This is a genomic window from Ruminococcus sp. CAG:57 (assembly GCF_000435935.1).
GTDB classification, from domain to species: domain Bacteria; phylum Bacillota; class Clostridia; order Oscillospirales; family Ruminococcaceae; genus Hominimerdicola; species Hominimerdicola aceti.
On sequence record NZ_FR890750.1, the window covers coordinates 1 to 2248 of the forward strand.

Below are 2248 nucleotides of genomic sequence, written 5' to 3' on the forward strand. Positions count from 1 at the left end.
TACCTTAAACTATATAATGATGATGTCGAGTGTGATTACATACATGGCAAAGCTGATATTAATAATACAATGGTAACTAACAATATGGTATTGGGCATAGATGATTATCTCAATGAAGATGAAAAATTCACCAACACAAATTTTATTGAATTTAAAAAATATTATCAGCGACTTATAAAAGGGACAAATTGTGACTATAAAAAGTGGATAGATGAGATAAATCACACTAATTACATTATAAAACATAACATTTATATCTTTGGTCATTCTTTAGCAAGTACTGATCGTGATGTTTTATTAGACTTTATAGAAAATGAAAAAACAATCATTACAATCTACTATAATAACAGCAATCAGTACAGCGAACAAATATGCAACTTAGTTCACTTAATTGGACCCGATAAGCTTAATGAATGGGTTCATCAGGCAAAACCAAAGATAAAATTTGTAAAGCAGCAACCGATGATAAACATAGATGATTCAGGATGGCGAATAATGAGGGATATAAGAGACTGTTCTGAATTATTTAAACTATCTGAACAAGAAATAGAATATAGAATAAACGAAATAAAAGACCATTTAGGCAATAGCGATAAAACATATTTCAGACAACAAAGAAATGTTATCGACTTGTTTGTAGCCATAACCACGAGTGGTTATATCGACAATAATCTAACAGATCAGATGTTAAATATGGCAAAAGATCTCTATGGCTCTACAAAAAACGAGACTTACTCGCCTTCTGAATTCAAGAGAGTTGGTAATTCACCTCAAAGATACCAAAAAATTATTTCAAATTTCATGGATTTAGTAAACACATACAATGCCGATAAAAAAGCAAAGTCATATCATATATCTGATTCTGATAGCTGTGAAAAAATATTTAGCCTCTTGGAAGCGGGAATTAAAATTGATGAACAGCAAGCAATTTCATTGATTGAAGATATAATAAAAGGATCAAACCATTCATATGGATCAGATGAAGAGATGTGGAGGTGTGTACTCCTTTTGAGATATTATGTAAATCCAGAAAAACTTATAGAAATAATAAGTAATCACATATCTGGAGATAACAATTTATATCGCATAAAATATACTTATTTGCTAAATTTACTCAAAGAGAAAGGATACTTTGATAACATTTATTAGCTGAATATTAGTTAAAGTGATATCACTAAGCTCTTAGTTATATTAATTATTTAAAAATTATAATTGTTGAAAACATCATAGAGGAATGATAAAATGAGTAAAAAACGTATTATAGTTAATAACATTTCTGAGTACATAGACATAATCCATAAATTAAATAAGGTAAAAGGTCAAAATACACTTTTATACAGAGGGCAAAACAATTATAAATATAGCATAATTCCGTCAATATGTCATAATCTTCCGAATAGCAAACAGACGTATTTAGAATTTGAATCTAAGTTAATAAGACAAGCCAAAAACAAATACCCCGAAATATTTGGGACCGCAAAGAATGATTTGGAACTACTTTCAAGGCTTCAACATTATGGCATTCCTACGAGATTGTTGGACGTTACATCTAATCCGCTGGTTGCGCTTTACTTTGCCTGCAAAGATAATGGAAATTCAATAGATGACGGTGAGGTTATAGTTTTTTCTTACGATAATTTGTCATATGGTGATGATCAAGATACCATTGCTTTGTCAAGCTTTTATAAATTTGACTATAAAATCTCGGTAGAAAAATTTATGAAAATTAATGGATTAGATTATAGGGTAACTCCAAATATGCATTCATCTGGAGTTGACGAATATTGCAATTCACACTATAAACCAATATGGGCACAATTACCGGAGTACACTACTCGACAAAAAGCTCAAAGTGGAAGCTATTTGATTTTTCCTAATGAAATTGTCTATTCCAATTATGTAGAATCCTTTGCAGTAGTGAATGAAGATTTTTGTTTTATTAATAACATCAAAAGCTTATCTAAGAAAGACACATTAATCAAAAAGCTGATAAGAATTCCAAAGGAAGATAAACTTGATATTTTAAGTCATCTCGAATCTCTTGGTATAGACGAATCTACATTGTTCCCTGAAAATTTGGATATTGGTTGCAGAATGATCAAACAAAATATTGGCTTATAACAAAAAAATCAGCCGCCTCAGACCCATAAAAGTCCGAGACGGCTGAAATTCTACCTACTTAATCTTCTTTGTAATCTCGTCGCTGAGCTTCTTGATGAAGTTCACGCCTGCAATGCCGTTCTCGCTG

Annotated in this window: 2 protein-coding genes; both read left to right on the top strand. The window is 30.8% G+C overall.

The window, feature by feature from the left end; genetic code table 11:
• The coding region (locus QVO88_RS08025) for an AbiH family protein (RefSeq protein WP_288177899.1) at positions 1-1149 on the top strand (1149 nt) is incomplete at its 5' end.
• 93 nt (positions 1150-1242) lie between these two features.
• Positions 1243-2121, top strand: coding sequence for an FRG domain-containing protein (locus QVO88_RS08030; protein WP_022287982.1), 879 nt, complete (start codon positions 1243-1245; stop codon positions 2119-2121).
• Positions 2122-2248: the final 127 nt, after the last annotated feature.

Bases quoted from the DNA above. Each gene is read 5' to 3' on its own strand.
- QVO88_RS08030 (WP_022287982.1), top strand. From the start codon at position 1,243: ATGAGTAAAAAACGTATTATAGTTAATAACATTTCTGAGTACATAGAC.